This window comes from Comamonas badia DSM 17552 (assembly GCF_000484635.1).
In the GTDB taxonomy this organism is placed as follows: domain Bacteria; phylum Pseudomonadota; class Gammaproteobacteria; order Burkholderiales; family Burkholderiaceae_C; genus Comamonas_C; species Comamonas_C badia.
The window spans coordinates 1-20,083 of sequence record NZ_AXVM01000001.1 but is presented as its reverse complement, the minus strand read 5'-3'; the positions used below and the strand labels follow the sequence as shown (position 1 = coordinate 20,083).

18 protein-coding genes are annotated in these 20,083 nt (G+C 64.3%); 8 read left to right on the top strand and 10 right to left on the bottom strand.

Annotation, left to right across the window (positions count from 1 at the left end; genetic code table 11):
- Window positions 1-26 precede the first annotated feature (26 nt).
- The 6 genes from K320_RS0100095 to K320_RS0100065 form a co-directional block, all read right to left on the bottom strand.
- Window positions 27-611, bottom strand: a complete 585-nt coding sequence (locus K320_RS0100095) for an HdeD family acid-resistance protein (RefSeq protein ID WP_024536873.1) — start codon at window positions 609-611, stop codon at window positions 27-29.
- Between the two features lie 57 nt (window positions 612-668).
- Window positions 669-1,574 carry a 3-hydroxyisobutyrate dehydrogenase gene (gene mmsB, locus K320_RS0100090; protein ID WP_024536872.1) on the bottom strand — a complete coding sequence of 302 codons (906 nt, stop codon included), beginning with the start codon at window positions 1,572-1,574 and terminating at the stop codon, window positions 669-671.
- Between the two features lie 75 nt (window positions 1,575-1,649).
- Window positions 1,650-2,999 (bottom strand): ferredoxin reductase family protein, encoded by a 1,350-nt coding sequence (locus K320_RS0100085; protein ID WP_024536871.1) that lies wholly within the window; start codon window positions 2,997-2,999, stop codon window positions 1,650-1,652.
- A gap of 210 nt (window positions 3,000-3,209) precedes the next feature.
- Window positions 3,210-3,848 (bottom strand): CoA transferase subunit B, encoded by a 639-nt coding sequence (locus tag K320_RS0100075; RefSeq protein ID WP_024536870.1) that lies wholly within the window; start codon window positions 3,846-3,848, stop codon window positions 3,210-3,212.
- 12 nt (window positions 3,849-3,860) lie between these two features.
- Window positions 3,861-4,568, bottom strand: coding sequence for a CoA transferase subunit A (locus K320_RS0100070; RefSeq protein ID WP_024536869.1), 708 nt, complete (start codon window positions 4,566-4,568; stop codon window positions 3,861-3,863).
- Between the two features lie 155 nt (window positions 4,569-4,723).
- Window positions 4,724-5,665, bottom strand: coding sequence for a LysR family transcriptional regulator (locus K320_RS0100065; RefSeq protein ID WP_024536868.1), 942 nt, complete (start codon window positions 5,663-5,665; stop codon window positions 4,724-4,726).
- Between the two features lie 306 nt (window positions 5,666-5,971).
- Between K320_RS0100065 and K320_RS0100060 the strand changes: the two genes are divergently transcribed.
- The 5 genes from K320_RS0100060 (at window position 5,972) to K320_RS0100040 (ending at window position 11,759) form a co-directional block, all read left to right on the top strand.
- Entirely contained in the window at window positions 5,972-6,787 is an 816-nt protein-coding gene (locus K320_RS0100060; RefSeq protein ID WP_024536867.1) for an enoyl-CoA hydratase/isomerase family protein, read from the top strand.
- 90 nt (window positions 6,788-6,877) lie between these two features.
- Window positions 6,878-8,038 (top strand): acyl-CoA dehydrogenase family protein, encoded by a 1,161-nt coding sequence (locus K320_RS0100055; protein WP_024536866.1) that lies wholly within the window; start codon window positions 6,878-6,880, stop codon window positions 8,036-8,038.
- A gap of 242 nt (window positions 8,039-8,280) precedes the next feature.
- Window positions 8,281-8,778, top strand: a complete 498-nt coding sequence (locus K320_RS0100050; RefSeq protein WP_024536865.1) for a MarR family winged helix-turn-helix transcriptional regulator — start codon at window positions 8,281-8,283, stop codon at window positions 8,776-8,778.
- A 128-nt stretch (window positions 8,779-8,906) separates the two neighbouring features.
- Complete coding sequence (locus K320_RS0100045) at window positions 8,907-10,937, top strand: oxidoreductase (protein ID WP_024536864.1); 2,031 nt, start codon at window positions 8,907-8,909, stop codon at window positions 10,935-10,937.
- A gap of 54 nt (window positions 10,938-10,991) precedes the next feature.
- On the top strand, window positions 10,992-11,759 hold the full coding sequence (locus K320_RS0100040; RefSeq protein ID WP_024536863.1) for a glucose 1-dehydrogenase: 768 nt from the start codon (window positions 10,992-10,994) through the stop codon (window positions 11,757-11,759).
- Window positions 11,760-11,961: 202 nt separating this feature from the next.
- Here K320_RS0100040 and K320_RS0100035 read toward each other — a convergent pair whose 3' ends face one another.
- From K320_RS0100035 to K320_RS0100020, 4 genes are all read right to left on the bottom strand, one after another.
- Window positions 11,962-12,627, bottom strand: coding sequence for a trimeric intracellular cation channel family protein (locus K320_RS0100035; RefSeq protein WP_245593800.1), 666 nt, complete (start codon window positions 12,625-12,627; stop codon window positions 11,962-11,964).
- Window positions 12,628-12,649: 22 nt separating this feature from the next.
- The gene (locus tag K320_RS17875; protein ID WP_024536861.1) at window positions 12,650-14,269 is read right to left on the bottom strand and encodes a mechanosensitive ion channel family protein; all 1,620 of its coding nucleotides are present in this window, start codon (window positions 14,267-14,269) and stop codon (window positions 12,650-12,652) included.
- Window positions 14,270-14,297: 28 nt separating this feature from the next.
- Window positions 14,298-15,569, bottom strand: a complete 1,272-nt coding sequence (locus K320_RS0100025; protein WP_024536860.1) for a M20 family metallopeptidase — start codon at window positions 15,567-15,569, stop codon at window positions 14,298-14,300.
- A gap of 256 nt (window positions 15,570-15,825) precedes the next feature.
- Window positions 15,826-16,410, bottom strand: coding sequence for a BPSL1445 family SYLF domain-containing lipoprotein (locus tag K320_RS0100020; protein ID WP_024536859.1), 585 nt, complete (start codon window positions 16,408-16,410; stop codon window positions 15,826-15,828).
- A gap of 546 nt (window positions 16,411-16,956) precedes the next feature.
- Between K320_RS0100020 and K320_RS0100015 the strand changes: the two genes are divergently transcribed.
- From K320_RS0100015 to K320_RS0100005, 3 genes are all read left to right on the top strand, one after another.
- A complete protein-coding gene (locus K320_RS0100015) occupies window positions 16,957-18,309 on the top strand; it encodes a tyrosine-type recombinase/integrase (protein WP_024536858.1) in 1,353 nt (450 codons plus the stop codon).
- Entirely contained in the window at window positions 18,306-19,370 is a 1,065-nt protein-coding gene (locus K320_RS0100010; RefSeq protein WP_024536857.1) for a PDDEXK nuclease domain-containing protein, read from the top strand. Before K320_RS0100015 ends, K320_RS0100010 begins: the two co-directional genes overlap by 4 nt.
- 437 nt (window positions 19,371-19,807) lie before the next feature.
- Window positions 19,808-20,083 (top strand): transposase (locus K320_RS0100005; protein ID WP_169730021.1); only part of this gene is annotated, 276 nt, incomplete at its 3' end.

Here is a 20,083-nt window from a genome sequence, read left to right as displayed (position 1 = left end):
CCTTGTGTTGCAGAAATTTGAGGCGCTCAGCGGGTCGCGTGGCGCACCAGGCTGCGCACCCGGAAGGCGAACAGCACGCGCAGGATGCCGATCACCAGCGACCAGCCGCCCACCATCAGGGACACGCTCAGGCCGCCGATGCCCGGCGCCCCCACCAGCAGCAGGCCGAACAGCACCGAGACGATGCCGGTCAGGTACAGCACCCATTCGCCGTTCACGGCCTTGCGGATGTTGACGCCGAACATGAAGACCGACACGCCGAACAGAATGGCCTGGAAGGCGATCACGTAGACGAACAGCAGCGCCGTGTTGACCGGCCCCAGCAGCGCGTAGAGCCCGACCCCGATACTGAGCAGGCCGCCGAAGAACACCCACCAGCGGCCGTCGGCGCCCTTGGCGCCCAGTGCGCGGATGACGCTGAAAATCCCGTCCACCAGCAGGAACGCGGCGAACACCACCGCCAGCGCGAGCAGCGCCTCGGCCGGCCGCGCCAGTGCGAGCACGCCGAACAGGATGTAGAGCACACCGCCCAGCAGGAACAGCCACCAGTTGGTCTTGGCAAAGGCCAGGGCGTCGCGCAGCAGGGGCGATGAGTTGGCATCATTGCTCATGATTTCCTCCTTATGGGGCAACAAAGTGACAGGCTGATTGTGACTGTGTGAGGCCGCTTATCGGCTGCCGTTTTCGCTTGCCAGGTAGTTGATGATGCCGCTGAAATCCTGATCGGCAAATTGGGAGGCGGTCATCTTCTCGTACAGCTCGCGTGCCTGCGTGCCCAGCTGGCAGTGATAGTTCGCGCTTTCCATGGCCTTCGCAGCCAGACCCAGATCCTTGGCCAGGGTGTGGGGCACTGCGCCGGGCTCGAAGTGGTGGCTGGACGGCGCCGACGCGACGGTGCCGGGAACCGGGCTGTTGGTGGTGACCGACCAGCTCTGGCCGCTGGATATGGAGATGACCTCGAACAGCTTCTTGGGGTCCATGCCCAGTTTCGCGCCGAGGTTGAAGGCTTCGGCCGCGCCGATCTGGTTGATGCTCAGCAGCATGTTGTTGCAAATCTTGGCAATCAGGCCCGCGCCATGGCTGCCGCAATAGACGCTGTGCTTGCCCATGGCCGAGGTGAGCGGCTTGACGAATTCGAAATCCGCTGCGTCGCCGCCGATCATGAAGGTGAGCGTGCCGTCGTCTGCGCCGACCATGCCGCCGGAGATCGGCGCATCCATGCCGCGGTGGCCGGCCTGGCGCGCCAGCTCGGCCGCCTCGCGCGTCTCGTCCACGCCGATCGTCGAGCAGTCCATGAACAGGGTTCCCTTTTTGGCGGCGCCCAGTAGCCCGTCGTTGCCATGCTCGCCGCGGTAGGCGCCCAGCACATGCTTGCCCGCGGGCAGCACCGTGATGACCACGTCGACGTCGGCTGCGGCGGCGGGCCCGGATGCGGCCGTGGCCATGCCGGCTTTGGCGGCGGCATCCATGGCGGGCTTGGACAGATCGAAAGCCGTGACGGCGTGCCCCGCCTTGAGCAGATTCCGGGCCATGCCCATGCCCATGTGTCCCAGACCGATGATGGCGACTTTCATGAAAACCTCCTGACGGTGGTGATGGGCTTGCGAACCTTCGGCACCGACTCTACCCGTGCCGTACGACCGCGCTAGCTAGCGCATCGAGAACAACTCCTGATGGAAGCGCTGCTCGACCGGAAAGCCGTGCGCGGCCAGGTCATTCTTGAGCGCCTCGCCAAAGCCCGCCGGCCCGCAGAACCAGACGCTCGCCTCTTGCCAGCCCGGAACGGCGTCGCGCAGGCGTTCGCCCGTCAGCCGGCCGTCGCGCGCGTCGATCAGCACGTGCAGCCTCACCTGCGCCGAGCGCGCATCGGCTGCCAGCCGGCCCAGCGCGTCCTCATCGACCTCGGTGGTGCTGTGGAACAGGTCGATCTGCTGGTTCTCGGGCCAGTCCTGGTTGGACTGCTCCATCGCCATGTGCTGCATGCGCCCGATGAAGGGCGTAATGCCGATGCCCCCGCCGACCCAGATCTGGCGCGCACGGCCGTCGTCGAAGGTGAAGCAGCCGTAGGGCCCCTCGATCTTCAGGGACTGGCCAACCTGAAGTTGCTCGCGCAGCAGCCTGGTGTGATCGCCCAGTTCCTTGACGACGAAGCTGACCCGGGGCTGCCTGGCGTGCCAGCTGGAGGCGATGGTGTAGGGGTGAGCCCCTTCCGACGCGTCCGACATGGCAAAAGCGAACTGGCCCGCCTTGTGGCCCGGCCAGCCCGGCGCCTCGGCCTCGATCAGCAGCGCTTTCACGCCGGCAAAGTAGTTCAGCGACTGGATTTTTGCCTGCACCTGCCGGCGGGCGCCCACCTTGCGCACCAGCACCACCAGTGCGGCCCAGGTGCCGCTGGCCAGCAGCACGGCCATCAGCCAACCCAGGGGCCGCACCCAGTCGCGAAACTCCAGCAGCAGCAGGGCGTGATAGACCAGCACGAGGTAGGCGACGGCCAGCAGGCGATGCGTCTTGTAGAAGGCGCGATAGGGAAAGCGCTGGATCAGTGCCAGGGCAATCAGGACGACGGCGGCGTAAAAGGCCCATTCGCCCACGCCCTCGGCCACGCCGCGCTGGCTGCTCATCCAGGCCTGGATCGGGTTGTCGATGATGGGCCGCGGGCCGCGCTCCGGCGGCGCGAGCCAGCCCCAGCCCACCGCCCATTTCGGACCCTTGGCCCACAGCCAGTGGACGATGGAGACGACCAGGGCCGCGATGCCGAGCCACTTGTGCAGGCGGTACATCTTGTCGAGCCCGCCCAGCCAGGCCTGGGGCCACAGCGGCCGCAGCGCCAGCACCATCGCCAGGCTCATGCAGCCCATGGCGAGCACGCCCGTCAACTGCACCATGTGGCCGCGCAGGGCGAAGAAGTTGCTGGACTGAAAAACGGTGGGCTCGGCCACCAGCCACAGGATGGCCAGAATGAGCAGTGCGCCCCAGAACGTGCGCTTGAGATTTCGCATGAATCGCCTTTTGCTTCAGGATGAACTTCGGAGCGCCCCAGGCCCTGCCCGGGCGACGGTCGAACACGAGGGCTTGAAAAGCCGGGTCGACCATGGGGTCATGATGCCCGATGGCGTTCACCTGCTGTTGTCAATCACGACAAAGCATGCGATAGCTCAAATCAAATGAGGGGCGCCGAGACCTCGGGCCTCGACGCCCCGGCCGGCCGATCAGGCGCAGTCGAAGCTCAGGATCGGCTCGGTCTTGGCCTGCAGATCGTCGCGCGAGACGCCGGGCGCCAGTTCCTTGACGACGAGGCCGCGCTCGGTCACGTCCATCACCGCCAGGTCGGTGATGAGCTGGTTCACCACGCGCTGGCCGGTCAGGGGCAGGTTGCAGGACTTCAGCACCTTCAGGCCGCCGTCGCGCGCCACGTGCTCCATCAGCACGATCACGCGGCGCGCACCGCCCACCAGATCCATCGCGCCGCCCATGCCCTTGACCATCTTGCCGGGGATCATCCAGTTGGCCAGATCGCCATGCTCGCTGACCTGCATGCCGCCGAGGATCGTCAGGTCCATGTGGCCGCCGCGGATCATGGCAAACGAGGTGGAGGACGAGCAGATGGACGCGCCGGGCGCCATGGTGATGGTCTGCTTGGCGGCGTCGATCAGGTCGGGGTCGATCTCGTCCTCGAACGGGGGCGGGCCGATGCCGATCAGGCCGTTTTCGGATTGCAGCCAGACTTCCATGCCTTCGGGAACGAAATGCACCACCTGGGTCGGCAGGCCGATCCCCAGGTTCACGTAGTCGCCGTCGTGGAGTTCCTTGGCCGCGCGGGCCGCCATTTGTTCGTGTGTCCAGGCCATGATGTCGGTCCTTCAGGCGTTGCTGCGGGTGCGGAAGCTTCTGCGTTCGATGCGCTTCTCGGGGTTGGGGACGAGGACGATGCGGTCAACAAAGATGCCGGGCAGGTGGATTTCGTCGGGGTCCAGCTGGCCCAGATCGACGATTTCTTCCACCTCGGCAATCGTCACGGCGCCGGCCATGGCCACTTCGGGGTTGAAATTGCGTGCGGTGCGCGAGAACACCAGGTTGCCCGACGGGTCGGCCTTGTGCGCCTTCACCAGCGAGACGTCGGCCGTGAGGGCGCGCTCCATGACGTAGGTCTGGCCGTCAAATTCGCGGGTTTCCTTGTTCTCTGCGACCACGGTGCCGACGCCGGTGCGCGTGAAAAAGGCGGGAATGCCCGCGCCGCCCGCGCGCAGGCGCTCGGCCAGCGTGCCTTGGGGGTTAAATTCGAGCTCCAGCTCACCGGCCAGAAATTGCCGCTCAAACTCCTTGTTTTCTCCGACATACGAAGAAACCATGCGTTTGATCTGGCGGGTTTGCAAAAGCAGGCCCAGGCCAAAATCATCGACACCGGCGTTATTGCTGATGCACGTCAGCCCATTCACGCCGCTGTCGCGCAGGGCGGCGATCAATGTAGCGGGAATACCGCAAAGTCCAAAACCACCGACCGCGATGGTTTGGCCATTTTTGACCACGTCATCCAGCGCGGTGGCCGCGTCTCCATATACCTTTCTCATTTCAGAATCTGCCTTTCATCGCAAATCAAACGATTCAAAATCATTTGCGTGTTGATGCTATCGGGGCAGTTTGCTTTGGACAACAGCGATGAATGCACGGCGGGTTTGCACTCATGCACAACGCCGGCCAAGCCGCGCCGCATTGCGCTGGAGCGTCAGGCCGAGCGGCGAAACAGATCGGGCTGCCGGTCGATCAGGTGGCGGATGTGGTCCCAGACGAAGCGGTAGCGCCGGATTTTGAGCAGGTCTTCGGGGGCGGCAATCCACAAGCTGCGTGTCATCAGCACCTGGCCTGGAAAAACACACACCAGGTCCTTGCCTTGCTGCGCCACGTAGGGGGTCAGCAGAACCAGGCCCAAGCCTGCCGCGGCGGCGGTGCGCTGGGCCAGAACGCTGGTGGTCGTGAAACTGCGCTGGGGGTTGGGCGTCAGCTCGTTCAGGATGCGGTAGCGGTCGCTGACCGAGCCGTCGTGCACGTAATCCACGAATTGGTGGCCTGCCACATCGCCCAGCGCTTGAATCGGTGGGTGTGTGTCCCGGTAGCCGGGAGAGCAGTAGAGAAAGTATTCCACCTGGCCCAGCCGTGCCACTTTGTAGCGCCCGGTTTGCGGCGGCTCCAGGGTCACCAGTATCTCGACTTCACGGGTGACCAGGCTGGGAAACTGCGGTTGCGCCATGAGCTCGATGTGCAAGCCTGGATGCCCCGCGTGCAGGGAGGCCAGGCTGGGCGCCAGGACATGGATGCCGAAGGCCTCGGGCGTGCCTACCCGCACCGTGCCTTCGATGGCGCTTTCTTTGCCCATATCTTGTTCGACGGCCTCAAGCAAGGCAGATTCCATCTTTTCGGCATGGGGGATCAGCCTGCGGCCGGCGTCGGTGAGCGTGTAGCCGCTGCGACGCCGGTCAAACAGCACGACGGCCAGTTTTTCTTCCAGCCGGTCGATGCGGCGCGATACCGTGGAGTGTTCGATGTTCAGCCGTTCTCCGGCCTGGGAGATGGTGCCCAGCCGGGCGACGGTGAGGAAGACCCGGAGATCATTCCATTCTGGGAGCTCGCTCATCGTTGCATTGTGCTTCAGTGCACAACAAGAGTGCAATTATTTTCTTTTTTTCAGAATCAGTGCACCACATAATGCAAGGGAAGTTCTGCATGGCTCCAAGCGCCGCAACCTTTGGTGGTCTCGGGCGGTCTGCGGCGTCGCAAATCCTCGCAATAGCACGGCTATTGCTGCGATTTGCGCCTTGCAACCCATTCCGATCCACCAAAGTTGCTTGGCAGCTTGAGTTATGCAGACCATCCCAATGCGGGCTATGGCGGGAAATGGCGGGGCTCAGTGCCATTTTCATTGATGCATCGTGCGCTGATTTTTTGCAACCAACCACCATTCAGTCAGGAGATGAGTATGACCCAAATTAATCGCTATCAAGGCTATTCGGCCATTGAGTTTGATCGACCATTGGAAGGCGTGTTGCGCCTGACCTTGAACAAGCCCGAGCGCATGAATGCCCTCGATTCACGCGGCCATGCCGAGCTGGCGAATGTCTGGCTTGAAATCGACAAGGACCCGGGCGTGGGCGTGGTCTTGCTGCGCGGCGCCGGGCGCGCCTTCTCTGCCGGTGGCGACTTCACCATGCTGCAGGAGATGACGGACGACTTCAACGTGCGTGCCCGCGTGTGGCGCGAGGCGCGCGATCTGGTTTACAACATCATCAACTGCTCCAAGCCCATCGTCTCGGCCATCCACGGCCCGGCCGTCGGCGCCGGTCTGGTGGCGGCCTTGCTGGCCGATATTTCCATTGCGGCCAAGACGGCACGCATCGTGGACGGTCACACCAAGCTGGGCGTGGCGCCGGGCGACCATGCCGCCATCGTCTGGCCGCTTTTGTGTGGCATGGCGAAGGCCAAGTACCACCTGATGCTGTGCGAACCGCTGAATGGTGAACAGGCAGAGGCGCTGGGGCTGGTGTCCCTTTCAGTGGAAGACGACGCGCTGCAGGACAAGGCGCTGGAAGTGGCAGAGAAGCTCTCCAAGGGCGCGCCAGGCGCGCTGCGCTGGACCAAATACGCGTTGAACAACTGGCTGCGCCAGGCAGGTCCGATTTTTGACACCTCTCTCGCGCTTGAATTCATGGGCTTTGGCGGCCCTGAAGCCAAGGAGGGCCTGAACGCTCTGCTGGAAAAGCGTGCGCCCAAATTTTCGCAGAACACGCCGCTCTGACTATTCGGAAAATATTGGTCAAATATGGCTGTAGCACAATAATGGCAAGCGTGAGCAGCTATTAATATTGGTGGCTGCAAAGAGGATTCCATGGCACTGGATCAAGAGACATTCGGGCTGCTCAAGGACAGTGTTCAGCGCTTCGTGCGTGAGCGGCTGGTCCCGGCCGAGAACCACCTGGAGGAGCACGACGAGGTGCCCGCCGACATCGTGGCCGACATGAAGGAGCTGGGTCTATTCGGTATCTCCATTCCCGAGGAGTACGGCGGCATTGGCCTGTCGATGGCGCAGGAGTGCGAGGTGGCCTACGAGCTGGGCCAGACCGCGCTGGCGTTCCGCTCGGTGGCGGGGACGAACATCGGCATCGGCTCGCAGGGCATCCTGATGGACGGCACACCCGAGCAGAAGGCCGAATACCTGCCGCGCATCGCCAGCGGCGAGCTGATCATCTCCTTCGCGCTGACCGAACCCGACGCCGGCTCGGATGCCGCATCGCTTAAGACCAGGGCCGTGGCCGACGGCAGCGACTACCTGATCAGCGGCAGCAAGCGCTTCATCACCAACGCGCCGCGCGCGGGGGCATTCACGCTGATGGCGCGCACCGGCGGGCCGGGGGCTGGCGGCATCTCGGCCTTCATCGTGCCGGCCGGCCTGCCGGGGCTCAGCTTGGGCAAGCCCGACAAGAAGATGGGCCAGAAGGGCACGCGCACCAGCGACGTGAACCTGGACAACGTGCGCGTTCCGGCGGCCAACATCATCGGTGGCGTGCCGGGCAAGGGCTTCAAGACGGCGATGAAGGTGCTGGACCGCGGCCGCCTGCATATCTCGGCCCTGGCCTGCGGCATGGCGCAGCGCATCCTGCGCGAGAGCGTGGCCTACGCGCAGCAGCGCAAGCAGTTCGGCCAGCGCATTGGCGACTTTCAGCTGGTGCAGGCCATGCTGGCCGACAGCCAGGCCGAGCTGCTGGCCGGCTGGGCGCTGGTGCGCGAAACCGCGCAGCGCTACGATGCCAAGCCCTTTGGCGTGACCGACCCGGACGTGAGCATGCGCGCCTCGTGCACCAAGATGTTCACGACCGAGATGGTGGGCCACGTGGCCGACCGCGGCGTGCAGATCCATGGCGGATCGGGCTACATCAACGAGTTCCCGGTCGAGCGCTTTTACCGCGACGTGCGCCTGCTGCGCCTGTATGAAGGCACGACGCAGATCCAGCAGCTGGTCATCGGCAAGCAGTTGATGAAGGCCGGGTGAGCCGGGCGATATCTTCGGTCTGATGGAGAGATAGTTAGCGTGTCGGTCCTTGCATGAGGCGATTTGCGTCAATATCATTGCGCAAAACCTACCAGGATGGATGGGCATCGTTGGTGTTTTGATGCATGGAGGGACACATGCGCCATGTAGTGCCAGCGCGCTGGCTACCCGCCGTACCGATTTCCGGAAATCTGATGGCTTGATTCACAACTCCTTGAAACTGCCTCATCACCCATTTGCGCATGCCTGATCACGAAAACCACGATCCAGCGGTATTCGCCGTTCACAACCGATTGTTTTTCCGCCTGTTCCAGGCGGGCAACACCCTGGACCGCCAGTCCGTCAGGGAGCTTGGCATCACCACGGTTCAGTGGGCGACGCTGGGGGCTCTGTCGCGCCCGCAAGTGAAAGATGGGATGTCGTTTTCCGAATTGGCGGACTATCTGGTCGTCAGCCGCCAAAGCCTTGATGGAGTGCTCAAACGCCTGGAGCGCGAAGGGTATGTGGCGCGTGTCGTGGACCCTGCGGACAGGCGCGCCAGGAAGGTCATGCTGTTGCCGTCAGGGCAGGTGTTCTGGGATGGCATCCAGCCAAAAATCTACGAGTTCTATCGTCAGGCGCTGGCGAGCTTTCGCTTCGACGGCAAGATCGCCCTGCTGCACCATATCAACCAGCTCAACGACGCGATGGCAAAAGTTGCCCTGAGAACCGACACCATCTCTAGGGAAGGCAAGGACTAGGGTGGAAAGAGATGCCGAGGCAAGTTGCTGGTTGCCGTTCAGTTCATGAAATATATGTAATCATATTGACGTAAATAAATTCGAAACGGATCATTGCGGAAGACACCGGTCCGCCACGAGAGATAAGCATGTCAACCTATTCAAACCTTCTTCGTCCCCTGCGCATCGCCGGGGTCGATCTGCCCAACCGCATGGTGATGGGCGCGATGCACACGCGCCTGGAGACCATGGATCGCCCGCTGGAGCGGCTGGTGGCCTTTTACGCCGCCCGCGCCAAGGGCGAAATCGGGCTCATCCTCACCGGTGGCTACGCGCCGGTGCCCGAAGGGGTGATGGACGAGGGCGGCCTGGTGCTGGACAAGCCCGAGCAGCTGGACGGGCACCGCACCATCACCTCGGCGGTCAATGGTGCCGGCGGCCGCATCGTGCTGCAGATTCTTCACGCGGGCCGCTATGCCAAGGTGGCTACCTGCGTCGCGCCTTCGGCCATCAAGGCGCGCATCAACGTCCATACGCCGCGTGCGCTGGCGACCGCCGAGGTCTGGACGACGGTCGAGCGCTTTGCCAACACCTCGGCTCTGGCCGAGCAGGCGGGCTACGCCGGGGTCGAGATCATGGGCTCCGAGGGCTACCTGATCAACGAGTTCACCGCCGCGCTGACCAATCTGCGCGACGACGAGTTCGGCGGCGATTTCGAGCGCCGCATCCACTTCCCGCTCGAAATCGTCAAGGCGGTGCGGGCGCGGGTGTCGCCCGGGTTCATGGTCATTTACCGCATTTCGTCCATCGACTTGATGGAAGGGGGCATGACCGGCGAGGAAGTGGCCGAGTTCGCCCGCCGCGTCGAGGCCGCGGGCGCCGACATGATCAACACGGGCATTGGCTGGCACGAGTCGTCCGTGCCTACGATGGCGGCCCCGGTGCCGCGTGCGGCGTGGATAGCCGCGATTCGCAACGTGAAGCGCGCGGTTGGCATCCCGGTCATGGCGTCCAACCGCATCAACACGCCGGATGTGGCCGAGGAGATCATCGCCTCCGGCGCCGCCGACCTGGTGTCGATGGCCCGCCCGCTGCTGGCCGACCCCGAGTTCGCGCGCAAGACGCGCGAGGGCCGCGCAGACCAGATCAATACCTGCATCGCCTGCAACCAGGCCTGCCTGGATCGCATCTTTACCGACCGCGTGGCGACCTGCCTGGTCAATCCCAAGGCAGGGCGCGAGATCGAGTTCGACGACAGCCAGACCGCCGCGCCCAAACGTTTCGCCGTGGTCGGCGGTGGACCTGCCGGCATGGCGTTTGCAATCAATGCTGCGCAGCGCGGACACCGGGTCACCCTGTTCGAGGCCGGCGACGAACTGGGCGGGCAGCTGAACATGGCCCGCCAGGTGCCCGGCAAGAACGAGTTCCACGAGATGCTGCGCTACTTCCGGGTGATGCTGGGGCAGCTAGAGGTCACCGTGCATCTGCAAACCCCGGTCGATGCCGAATCCCTGGCCGCTCGTGTGCGCGCGGGCGAGTTCGACGAGGTGGTGATTGCCACGGGCGTGACCCCGCGCGAGCCCGACATCCGGGGCCTGAACCACCCGAAGGTGCTCAGCTATCTGGACGTGCTGGGCAAGGGCGCGCCGGTGGGCCAGCGGGTGGCCATCATCGGCGCGGGCGGCATCGGCTTCGACGTGGCCGAATATCTGGTCGGCCATGCCGAGGAGTCGCTGCAGCCGCAGCGGTTCATGGACGTCTGGGGCGTGGATACGGCCATCCACAGCGCGGGCGGCCTGAAGGCGCCTGCGCCCAACGTAGCCGGCCGCGCCATCCACATGTTCCAGCGCAAGAACGAGTCGCTGGGCAAGAACCTGGGCAAGTCCACCGGCTGGATCCTGAAGGCCAATCTGCGCAAGGCCGACGTGGCCATGACGGCCGGCGCCAGCTACCACGCGGTCGACGACCAGGGCCTGCACTACAGCGTGAATGGCGAGGCGCGCGTGCTGGACGTGGATACCGTCATTCTCTGTGCGGGCCAGCTGTCCAACCGCGCGCTGGCCGACGGCCTGGCCGAGCGCGGCATCCCGGCCCACGTGATCGGCGGCGCCGACGTGGCCGCCGAGCTGGACGCCGTGCGCGCCATCGACCAGGCCACGCGTCTGGCCGTTTCGCTCTGACTTCGCCAGCCTCAAGCGCCATCACCGACTCGTTTTATTCAAGGAGAGCATTCCATGCGTGGACTCAAGGACAAAGTCGCCATCATCACCGGCGCCGCCGGCGGCATCGGCCGCAGCCTGGTGCAACGCTTTCTGGAAGAGGGCGCGCGCGTCGCCGCCTTCGACCTGAACCAGGCCGGCCTGGATGAACTCAAGGTCAAGTTCCCGCAGTACGCGGGCCAGCTGGGCACCGTGCAGATCGACATCACCGACCACGACGCGGTGGCCCGGGCCGTGCAGAAGGTGCATGCCGAGCTCAAGCAAATCGACATCCTGGTCAACAACGCGGGCTGGGACGTGGCCAGGCAGTTCGTCGACACCACGCCCGACCTGTGGGACAAGCTGATCGCCATCAACCTCAAGGGCCCGCTCAGCCTGCAGCACGCCGTGGTGCCGCTGATGGTGGCCGCCGGCGGCGGCAAGATCGTCAACATCGCGTCCGATGCGGGCCGTGTCGGTTCCTCGGGCGAGTCGGTGTACGCCGCCTGCAAGGGCGGCATCATCGCCTTTAGCAAGACCCTGGCGCGCGAGACCGCGCGCAGCGGCGTGCGCGTCAACGTGGTCTGCCCCGGCCCCACCGATACCGCGCTGCTGCAGTCCTTCACCGGCGGCGGCGAGTTCGGCCAGAAGATTTATGACGGCCTCAAGCGCGCCATTCCGCTCAAGCGCCTGGGCCAGCCCGAGGACATTCCGGGCGCCGTGGCCTTCCTCGCCAGCGACGACGCCAACTTCATCACCGGCCAGGTCATCTCGGTATCCGGCGGCCTGACCATGCACGGCTGAACCGGTCTGAACATGGTGCCATGTACGTGTTCAAGGGGATACCTTGTTGCCCGATAGCGCTTAGAGTCCTTCGGGCAAGGCAGCAAAAAGCCGCGCTCGGCGTTGCGCACCTTGTCCAGGCCGCCGCATGACCTGCGGCGCGCGCCTTGATTGCGGCTTTCTGCTGCCTTGCGGGCGCTATGAAAAGACCTTGAACAGGCTTTTAGTCCGAGCCGTTGTCGCCGCGCCGGGGAGCGCGCGGCAGGTTCCATTTGTAGCGCAGCGAGAGGTAGCGAAGAGCAAAACACACACCCAAAGCAAGCCAGGTCCTTGCGCTCGAATCCCACCCAAGGCGCTCGCCAACCACCTCGATGAGGGCACCAACCAGTGCAGCCGACGCGTAGATCTCGCGCTGCAAAATCACGGGCACCCGGTTGAGCAGTACGTCGCGCGCCACGCCGCCGCCCACGGCGGTGACTATGCCCAGCAGCACCGCCACTTCGGCGTTATGGCCGTAGATCATGGCCTTTTGTGCACCTGTCACGGCGAACAATCCCAGGCCCAGGGAGTCGAAAAAAATCACCGGATGGGTCAGGCGTGCGACCAGTTTGCCGGCCGCAATCGTCATCCAGGCCGCGAGCATCGCCACAGCCAGGTAGCGCCAGTCGGCCAGCCCGGCGGGTGGTACGGCGCCGATGCACAGATCGCGCACCATCCCGCCGCCGCAGGCAACCGCGAAGGCTATCACCATGACGCCGAACCAGTCGAGGCCACGATTCCTTGCCGCTACCGCTCCGCTGATGGCAAAGGCAAATGTGCCCGCCAGATCGAGAAAGGTGAACAGGCGATGGTCATTCAGGCTGACAAGGGCCAATTCGTGGACATTCATTCGTTCGGCCTATTCACGGCGCTCACGTTCCGTGCGCTTCCTTCGGCACAACCTTGTGCGCACGTGCGTCTGCCGTCAAGGCCACGTGGGTCGGTGTGACCGGGTCTATGCCGTTCTCGTCGAGGACGTCGAGGACATTGCGCAGGATCGCGGCGTAGAGCGAGGCCACGGCGAGCGGATTGTCGCAATAGGCGTTGAGCTCGTAGGTCACGCCGGCGTTGCCGAGCTCCAGCTCGCGCACGAAGGGTGCCGGCTGCGCCATCAGGCCGGATGTGCGCTGAACCGCATCGAGCAGCATGGCTTCGACCTGCCGCCACGGCGTGTCGTAGCCGACGACGACCTTGGTGTGCAGGATGAGTCCCGAGCTGGCGCACAGTGCGCTGTAGTTGACCACTTCCTTGGCCATCACGGCCGAGTTGGGAATCGTCACCTCTTCGTTCTTGATGGTTTTGAGATGGGTGGCCTGCAGGCGCATCGCGCTGATCTGTCCCAGATTGCCCGCCAGCAGCACGAGATCGCCGACCTTGAAGGCGCGCCGGTAAATCAGCAGGTAGCCGGCGATGATGTTGGCGATGGCCGACGACGAGCCGAGCGAGGCCACAATGCCCAGAAAGAGGGTGATGCCCTGGAAGGCTGCGGAGCCTGACCCGGGAATGTAGGGGTAACCCACCACCAGCGCCAGCAGCACGACCACCAGGCGCAGCAGCTTGTAGGTGGGCTGCGCCCAGTCGCGATCGAATCCTGGAACCGTCAGACGGCCGGCCTCCACGGCGGTGAAGGACTGGCGCATCAGCACCAGCGCGAAGCGCGTCATCAGATAGAGCACCGCAAGAAAGATCAGATCGGGCACCGCACCCAGCAGCCCTTGCCCCACGGTCTGCAGCGGCGCCATGACGTAGCCGAGCATTTGCCGCGCAAAGCCGCGCGTGAAGGGGAGCTGGCCCAGCACATACTGCAGCCAGAAGACCGCCAGCGCGAGCACGACGACGACCTGCAGCGCACGCAGCGCTTGCTGGGCCACCGACTGCAGCGTATCGGGGCGCAGCGCCGGAATCGCGGTGTCGCTGAGCTTTGCGGCGCTTCGCTCCTCGGCCCGTTGCAGCTGGCGCTGCGCGACCTTGAACAGCCAGCGCAGCAGGACGAACAGCGCCGCGGCCAGCACCATCGCACCCAGCGCCCGGCCGGCGCTGCCGAGCAGGGCATCGCGCGTGCGCTCCGCGCGGTACTCGATGATCGCCCGTTGGATGCGTGTCAGGTTGACACTCGCCAGTGTCGCCAGGCTCACCCCCTCCAGTACCGCATCGGCGTCTGTGATCTGCGTGACGGTCTTGCCGCTGGCGACGATGGTGGTGATGCCATCGAGCTGCGTGATGGAGAGGTTGGCCGGGTCGAAGGTCTTGTCCCTGGCCAGCGCCTTGATGCGCTCGGCATCGCGTGCGGCCCGGCGCGCGGCTGGAAAAGCCGACACGCCGATCACCCGAAACAGCGGCTCGCCGTCGATCTCGACCGTGGCGGCATCGGCTCGCCCCCCATCGACGAGGACCTTCGAGCCACCCGACGGCAGGGCGGGTTGCGCTGCCGCAGGCGCGCTGAAGACAAGAATCAGCGCCGCGAGGCAGGTCGCGATGAAGTGCGTGAGCATGGCTGGACTTTGGCCAGATCGTGAGCGCTCATGCGCCGGGACACAGCCAGGCGCCGGCGGCGCTCAGCATGGCCTGCAGACCGGTCTCCAGCGTCGGGTGGATCTTCGGCGCAAACTGAGGCGAGTGGTTGCTCGGAATCTTGTTCACGGTCTTGTCCTGCACCGCCTTGGCATACACCTCGGGGCTGGTGCCGCCGACGAACCAGAACACATAGGGCACGCCCCAGCTGCGTCCGAAGATGCTGAAGTCTTCGCTGGCCGATGCCGGGCTGCCGGCCAGCAGGGACTTGTCGCCAAATTGCTGATGGAAGGCCTTGGCCACCTTTTGCGTCGCCACCAGGTCGTTCTCGGTCAGCGGGTAGCTGTTGATGGTGGTGAACTCGGGCGGGCGCTCGGCGCCGGAGGCGTCGCACTCGGCGCAGCAGATGCGGCGGATCGACTTGAGCATGTACTCGCGCGTGTCCTCGCTGAAGGTGCGCATGTTCAGCTTGATGGTGGCATCGTCGGGAATGATGTTTTCCTTGGTGCCGGCCTGCAGCGAGCCGATGGTGAGCACCGCCGGCTCGGTCGGCGCGATCTCGCGCGAGACGATGGTTTGCAGGCGCAGCGTGGTGGCGGCGGCCATGATCACCGGATCGATGGAAGTCTGCGGCTGCGAGCCGTGCGAGCCGCGCCCGAACAGCGTGATCTTCAGGCTGTCGCCCGCCGACAGCGTCACGCCGGGGCGGTAGCTCACGGTACCGGCCGCGCCGACCATCACATGCTGGCCCAGGATGATGTCGGGCTTGGGGAAGCGCCCCTGGCCCTTCTCATCCCAGTCCTTGACCATGGCGGCGGCGCCCTCGGCGGTTTCCTCGCCGGGCTGGAACACGATCAGCAGCGTGCCCTGCCAGGCCGCGCGGTTGGCCGCCAGGATGCACGCGGCGCCGAGCAGCCAGGTCACATGCATGTCGTGGCCGCAGGAATGCGCCACGCCAACCTCGGTGCCGTCCGTATCACGGGCCTTTACCGTGCTGGCATAGGGCAGGCCGGTGTTCTCGGCCATGGGCAGCCCGTCCATGTCGGCGCGCAGCATCACCGTCGGGCCGGCGCCGTTTTTCAGCACGCAGACCACGCCGGTCACGCCGACCTCGCGCGTCACCTCGTAGCCCAGCTTGTCCATCGCGTCGGCCACGATCCTGGCGGTGCGCACTTCCTGCATCGACAGCTCGGGGTGCTGGTGCAAGTCCTTGTAGAGCGCTTCCAGCTCGCTCATGAGGGCAGGGTCGGCGGCGGCGAGGGCTTGGGTGAGGGGGCTCATGGAAACTTCTGGAGTGATGAGAAAAGAAGATTAAAGCAGTTTTGGCGGCGCGGCGTGGGCTCGCGCAAAACCGTGCAGGTACAGGGCTCGGAGCTTCTTTTGAATCCATCGTTTTTCGCCTCCTGTAGCTGCACCACCGCCATCGAAAATTGTCGTTTTCTGGTGCAATCGCTCGCGCATCGCCCTATGCGGGATAGACACAAAGACAAAGAGCCTGGGTGATTCCCAGGCTCTTTCATGGAGACTTTCTTCGGACTTACTTCGTCACGCGTGTGATCTTGGAGCCACCCAGGGCCACGCCGGCCTCGAGGCCCGCGTTAGTCAATACGTAGCTGGAGACCGGGGCATCGAAGGAGGTCGAGTCGACACTGCCATTGGCGCCGATCTTGCCGGCAGCCACGGTGGCATCGGCACCGACGGCCCAGCCGTCGCTCTTGAGGAACTTGTCCAGCGCCTCTTGCGTGTTGAAGACGTAGATCACCGCCTTGGACTGCCCTCCGGCCTGCCAGCCGATGGAGGCCGCCGTGGTTGTGTATTCACCACGCACACGGTTACCGATGAGCAGTTCGCCGCGGCCATGCTCTACACCGACCACGAAGCTACCGCCAATGACCGATGGAAACACCAGTACGCCTCTGGCACGCTGTACCATCTCTCGAGAGCCCGGAGCCGTTTGGTACAGACGCTGCAGCGTCGAGCTCACACGGGTGTGCAGCGTGGTGCTGTTGGCGCTCTGCGCCGAGCTCGTCTCGGGCTTGGTCGTGGTGCAGGCGATCATGGAGACACTGCCAACCACCACGGCAACGGCGATCGCCGCGGAACGCATGGAAACTGTGTGCATACAAAATCCTTTCTTGGGGTGAGATGCTTCACGGTTATCCACTCTACTCGCGAGCCGGGAATCTGTATATCTGCGCAGGCCTGATGGAAGACGGCCCAGGATTCATCGGCTGCCACCGACGGCCGAGGGCCGAAGCGCGGGATTCAATTCCGACAATCGATTCCGCGAAGCCTTCGGCCAGCTGCCGGGTGTGCGCATCCAGGGCGGACGGCGCTGGCGCAGTCGCCGGTGGTGAAGTGGCGATGGAAAGCGGAACAGCAAAAACCCGCAGCTTTCATCAAGCGTGCGGGTTTTGGCTCAATGCGAAGATATTGCATGGTGCCCGGGGCCGGACTCGAACCGGCACGCCTCGCGGCGGGGGATTTTGAGATTGGCTGCTCAGAATAGCATGGGACTACGCTGGAATCCGCCGAGCCTTGCTGCGCTTGGTTTTCCAAAAGGTTAGTCTCGTCTAGCCTTACGCCTTGACCAGACCGATTGCGGCACACTTTCCGATGCCGTGGCTCCTGGCTGGTTCCTGCGTTCGATTCTGAATTAGGAGGCGTCATGGCTAAGATCAAGCTCACCAAATCCACCGTCGATGCGGCCGAAGTCACCGGCAGCGACTACGAACTGCGGGATACCATTGTCCCTGGCTTCCTCTGCAAAGTCACCGCCCACGGCCGCAAGGTCTTCATGCTCCAGTACCGCACGAATTGGGGCGAGCGCCGCAAGCCGAAGATCGGCCAGTTCGGCGAGCTGACCGTCGAGCAGGCCCGCTCCATCGCGCAGGACTGGCTGGCCGACGTGCGCAAGGGCAACGACCCCAGCGCCGCCAAGCTCGCTGCGCGCATGGCCCCCACGATCAAGGAGTTGTGCGGTCAGTTCATCGAGGAATACTCCAAGCCGCGCAACAAGCCGCGAACGGTCGATACCTACCAGGGCTACATCGACCGACACATCATCCCGGCGCTGGGCAAGCTCAAGGTGCCTGACGTGACGCGGGCGCATATCACCACGCTGATGCGGGACAAGGCGCACATCACCGTTACGGCAAATCGGCTCCTGGCGTGCGTGCGCAAAATGTTCAACATGGCCGAGGTTTGGGGCTACCGGCCAGATGGTTCGAACCCGTGCCGCCATGTCCCCAAGTACCGGGAGGACGGCGAAACGCGGTACATCACCGATGAGGAGCTGGGGCGTCTTTATGCCTACCTCGACCATGCCGATGCCGTGGGACTGGAACACCCGACCTTGACGCTGGCGGTTCGCCTGCAATTCGAGTTCTCCGCGCGCATGACGGAAATCCGAACACTCGAATGGGCGTGGGTCGACTTCGAGAACCGCCGCGTAGTCTGGCCTGACAGCAAGACCGGCGACATTTCCAAGCCGATGAGCGAAGCGGCATATCAACTGCTGTCCAACGCGCCTCGCATCAACGATTCGCCCTATGTGTGCCCGGCAATCTTCGACAGCAAGGCAGCGCTGCCCGAAGGCACTTACTACAACGCCTGGAAGCGCATCCTGAACCGCGCGAAGGTGCCGCACGTCGGAACGCATGGCATCCGGCATCGTGCGACCACGGACATTGCCAACTCCGGCATCCCCATCAAGGTCGGCATGGCACTGACCGCACACAAGACCGTGACCATGTTCATGACGTATGTGCATACGGAGGATGACCCGATTCGGAATGCCGCAGAGAAGGTCGCCAACCTGCGGCGGGGCACCATCGACAGCCACGCGCCGGCCACGCTGCCGACGACGGCTCCCGTGGTCACTAACGGCGACAAGACCCGCACCAGCCTGGGCAACTACCGCCCATTCCGGCATCGCAATGCCCCCTCGCGCGCCGTACCGCCTGGCTCCAAGCGTGCTGCGGCAAAGCCGGTGCAGAACCAGGAGGAGGTCACCGCATGAACAAGCGCAAAGCGGCTGTGGCGTCATCCGCAGCGCCTGCGGCGCTGCTGGGCGACATTCGGGTACTTATCGAGGCGGCGCGGCAGCGCGCCGCCTCGGCAGTCAACGCCGAACTGACCCTGCTGTTCTGGCGCATCGGCCAGCGCATCCATACGGAGGTACTGGCCGGGCAGCGGGCCGGGTATGGCGAAGAAATCTTGCCGACGCTGGCGGCGCAGCTCGTCCGCGACTACGGGCGCAGCTTCGCGGACAAGAACCTGCGCCGAATGGTGCAGTTCGCCGCCGCTTACCCGGACGAGGCAATTGTCGTGACGCTGTCACGACAATTGAGCTGGTCGCATTTCGTGGCGCTGCTGCCGCTGAAAGACCCGCTCCAGCGCCAATACTACGTGCAGATGGCGAGCGCCGAACGCTGGAGCGTGCGGACGCTGCGCGAACGCATCGACTCTATGCTGTACGAGCGCACGGCGCTGTCCCGAAAGCCGGGCGAGACGATCGCGCAGGAGTTGGCGACGATGCGCGATGCGCAGCGCATGTCGCCCGCCTTGGTCATGCGCGACCCGTACATCCTCGATTTCCTGGGTCTGCGCGACACATGGCAGGAAGGCGACTTGGAGGCGGCGATCATCCGCGAAATGGAATCCTTCTTGCTGGAGCTGGGCGCGGGTTTCAGCTTCGTGGCCCGGCAAAAGCGCATCCCGATTGACGACGAGGATTTTCACCTTGATCTGCTGTTCTACAACCGTAAGTTGCGGCGACTGGTGGCGGTGGAGTTAAAGGTCGGCGAGTTCAAGGCGGCCTACAAGGGCCAGATGGAGCTTTACCTTCGCTGGCTGGACAAGTACGAACGCGAGCCGGAGGAAGCCTCGCCGCTGGGAATCATCCTTTGCACCGGCAAGAAGCGCGAGCAGATCGAATTGCTGGAGCTGGACAAGTCAGGCATCCACGTCGCCGAGTACCTGACCGCTTTGCCGCCGAGGGGCGTACTGGTCGAACGGCTGCAACAAGCAACGCAGCGGGCGCAGTTGCATATCGAGCAGCGCAAGACCGACACCGAGTAGTCCTGTCCCAAGCAGTCGGGCGTCCCGGCGTTCCGCCGTCGCGCTGTCGTGCTGCGCATCGAGCCTCGCTGCGCGAGTCTCGCCCCATATGGGCTTCCATCGTCCCCTCGCTTCGCTCGGCTGACATCTTCGGCCCCGCTCGTTGATCCGGGCCTGCGCGCTCCGCTTGCCCCCAAAGCCGAGGGTGTGCAGTGGGCGGGTGTGGGCGGTCTTGCTGTTCCCTTCACCGTATCACGGCGCGGACGTGCAAGCAGGCGCTCGCGCTGGTGGACGTGCGGGGTGTTGGATCACCTGATCGTGGCGGGTGCAACGGTGCTGTCGTTTGCCGAGCGTGGGCTGATATAACGCCCAGGGGGCTTAGGCGCCTCGCTTGACGCCGGCTAGGAGTCTGCGCGGCAGACGCCACGCGCTCGGAATGGTGAAAGAGAATGACGCGCATGACCGCGAGCTACATACCGTACGTTCCTGAGCAATCGCTCTTGTTGCCGCCGACGCTGCAGGAGTGGCTGCCGCAGGGGCATCTGGCCTACTTCATCAGCGATACGGTCGACGCGCTGGATCTGTCGGCGTTTCATGCGAGGTATGCCAAGGGTGGGCCGCGCAATCAGCCGTTCCATCCGGCGATGATGGTCAAGGTGGTGGTCTACGGTTATGCCACTGGGGTGTTCTCCTCGCGCAAGCTGGCAAGGAAGCTGCAGGAGGACGTGGCGTTT

What these genes read in the sequence shown, in the direction of transcription:
- K320_RS0100095 (WP_024536873.1), bottom strand. Translation starts at nt 611, where the DNA reads ATGAGCAATGATGCCAACTCATCGCCCCTGCTGCGCGACGCCCTGGCC.
- mmsB (WP_024536872.1), bottom strand. Translation starts at nt 1,574, where the DNA reads ATGAAAGTCGCCATCATCGGTCTGGGACACATGGGCATGGGCATGGCC.
- K320_RS0100085 (WP_024536871.1), bottom strand. Translation starts at nt 2,999, where the DNA reads ATGCGAAATCTCAAGCGCACGTTCTGGGGCGCACTGCTCATTCTGGCC.
- K320_RS0100075 (WP_024536870.1), bottom strand. Translation starts at nt 3,848, where the DNA reads ATGGCCTGGACACACGAACAAATGGCGGCCCGCGCGGCCAAGGAACTC.
- K320_RS0100070 (WP_024536869.1), bottom strand. Translation starts at nt 4,568, where the DNA reads ATGAGAAAGGTATATGGAGACGCGGCCACCGCGCTGGATGACGTGGTC.
- K320_RS0100060 (WP_024536867.1), top strand. Translation starts at nt 5,972, where the DNA reads ATGACCCAAATTAATCGCTATCAAGGCTATTCGGCCATTGAGTTTGAT.
- K320_RS0100055 (WP_024536866.1), top strand. Translation starts at nt 6,878, where the DNA reads ATGGCACTGGATCAAGAGACATTCGGGCTGCTCAAGGACAGTGTTCAG.
- K320_RS0100050 (WP_024536865.1), top strand. Translation starts at nt 8,281, where the DNA reads ATGCCTGATCACGAAAACCACGATCCAGCGGTATTCGCCGTTCACAAC.
- K320_RS0100045 (WP_024536864.1), top strand. Translation starts at nt 8,907, where the DNA reads ATGTCAACCTATTCAAACCTTCTTCGTCCCCTGCGCATCGCCGGGGTC.
- K320_RS0100040 (WP_024536863.1), top strand. Translation starts at nt 10,992, where the DNA reads ATGCGTGGACTCAAGGACAAAGTCGCCATCATCACCGGCGCCGCCGGC.
- K320_RS0100035 (WP_245593800.1), bottom strand. Translation starts at nt 12,627, where the DNA reads ATGAATGTCCACGAATTGGCCCTTGTCAGCCTGAATGACCATCGCCTG.
- K320_RS17875 (WP_024536861.1), bottom strand. Translation starts at nt 14,269, where the DNA reads ATGCTCACGCACTTCATCGCGACCTGCCTCGCGGCGCTGATTCTTGTC.
- K320_RS0100025 (WP_024536860.1), bottom strand. Translation starts at nt 15,569, where the DNA reads ATGAGCCCCCTCACCCAAGCCCTCGCCGCCGCCGACCCTGCCCTCATG.
- K320_RS0100020 (WP_024536859.1), bottom strand. Translation starts at nt 16,410, where the DNA reads ATGCACACAGTTTCCATGCGTTCCGCGGCGATCGCCGTTGCCGTGGTG.
- K320_RS0100015 (WP_024536858.1), top strand. Translation starts at nt 16,957, where the DNA reads ATGGCTAAGATCAAGCTCACCAAATCCACCGTCGATGCGGCCGAAGTC.
- K320_RS0100010 (WP_024536857.1), top strand. Translation starts at nt 18,306, where the DNA reads ATGAACAAGCGCAAAGCGGCTGTGGCGTCATCCGCAGCGCCTGCGGCG.